This is a genomic window from Longimicrobium sp., assembly GCF_036554565.1.
GTDB lineage: Bacteria > Gemmatimonadota > Gemmatimonadetes > Longimicrobiales > Longimicrobiaceae > Longimicrobium.
On the sequence record NZ_DATBNB010000855.1, the window covers coordinates 1 to 1,921 of the forward strand.

The window sequence follows — 1,921 nt, forward strand, 5'->3', positions numbered from 1 at the left end:
GGCGTTTCCGTCGAAGGCGCGGTCGTGCGCCGCGAGTGGCACCGCGTGCGCCGCAGCCGCGGCGGAATGTACGACGAGGTGGGCGAGTGGGTGACCGACACGGTGGCCACCTGCGTGGTGAGAACTCCGGGCACCTGCGCCGTCACCCCGCGCGCGGGCGGCACCTACACCGTGTCGCTCACGGCGACGGACGCGCAGGGCCGGCAGGCGCGGACCACCTTCACCCGCTGGGCCGTGGGCGGCGACTGGGTGCCCTGGAACGACGAGGGCAAGTTCGCGATGGACGTGGTCGCCGACAAGGAGCGCTACTCGGTGGGCGACACCGCCACGGTGCTCATCGCCTCGCCCTTTACCGAGGCGGAGGCGTGGGTGACGGTGGAGCGCGAGCGGGTGCTGGAGCAGCGCCGCATCCGCATCACCTCCGGCACGCACACGCTGAAGATCCCCATCACCGAGGGGTTCGCGCCCAACGCCTTCGTCTCGGTGATCGTGGTGCGCGGCCGCAGCGCGCCCCCGGGCACTGTGGACGATCCCGGGCGGCCGACGCTGAGGGTGGGCTACACCGAGCTGCGGGTGACGCCCGAGGTCAAGCGGCTGGCGGTGGAGGTGACGCCGCTGCAGCCCGAGTACCGCCCCGGCGACAGCGCCCGCATCCGCGTTCGCGTGCGCGACGGCGCCGGGCGCGGGCAGGTGAGCGAGGTGACGCTGTGGGCCGTGGACGAGGGCATCCTTTCCCTCACCGGCTACAAGACGCCGGACCCGCTGCAGCTGCTGTACCAGCCGCGCGGCATAGGGATGCGGCTGGGGAGCAACCTGGTGGCCGTGGCGCCGCAGGTGCCCGAGGGGCAAAAGGGCACGCGCAACCCCGGCGGCTCCGGCGGGCAGGACCTCACCGGCATCCTGCGCTCGCGCTTTCGCCCCACGGCGTTCTTCGTGGGATCGGTGGTGACGGACGCCAACGGGGAGGCGGTGGTCACGGGCGGGCTGCCGGACAACGTCACCACCTTCCGGGTGATGGCCGTGGCCGTCACCGCGGGCGACCGCTACGGGGCGGGGCAGTCGCCGCTGCTGGCGACGCGCCCGCTGATCGCCCGGCCGGCGCTGCCGCGCTTCCTGCGCGAGGGCGACGACTTCACCGCGGGCGTGGTGATCAACCACCGCTTCGGCCGCTCGGTGAACGCGCGGGTGACCGTACAGGCCACCGGCGTGACGATGTCCGGCGTGGCACAGCGCGACGTGACGCTGGTGGCCGGCCGCGGCGCGGAGGCGCGCTTCGGCTTCCAGGCGCCGGTGCTGGGGGACAGCGCCACGTTCCGCTTCGGGGTGACCGGGGGCCGGGAGGCGGACGCGGTGCAGGTGCGCATTCCCATCCACCCCGCCAACCGGCCCGTGGTGCAGACGGCGTCGGGGGTGCTGCGCGACACGGCCACGGTGGAGTTCATCCTGTCTCCCGAGGCCGATCCCGCCCGCTCGCGGGTGGAGCTGGGCTTCGGCACCTCTCCGCTGTCGCTCGTGCAGGGTTTCGGGCGGCGGCTGGAACTGTATCCGTATGAGTGCACCGAGCAGCTTTCCAGCGGCGTGCTTCCGCTGATCGGCCTGTACCGCGCGCGCGCCGGGCTGGCCGAGGGCGCCGTGCCGGCGGATGCGCAGCGGCGGATCGCGGGCGTGGTATCGATCCTGGAACGCCGGCAGCGGGCGGACGGCGGCATCGGGTTGTGGGATGCGCGCGGGTGGACGTCGCCCTGGTTGACGGCGTACGCGGGGCGGGTGATGCTGGAGGCGCGCGGGGCGGGCGTGGAGGTGAGCGACAGCGTGCTCGCGCGGATGGGCCGCTACCTGGAGGCGAGCCTTCGCGAGCCGGAGATGCTGCGCGCCGTGCTGGACCCCCGGCAGCAGGGGCTGGACTGGGTGCTGGGCGAGC

General features: G+C 74.0%; 1 protein-coding gene. It reads left to right on the plus strand.

Annotated features, from left to right (window positions below; all coding sequences use genetic code 11):
• Positions 1-1,921 (plus strand): alpha-2-macroglobulin family protein (locus VIB55_RS24085; protein ID WP_331879231.1); only part of this gene is annotated, 1,921 nt, incomplete at both ends.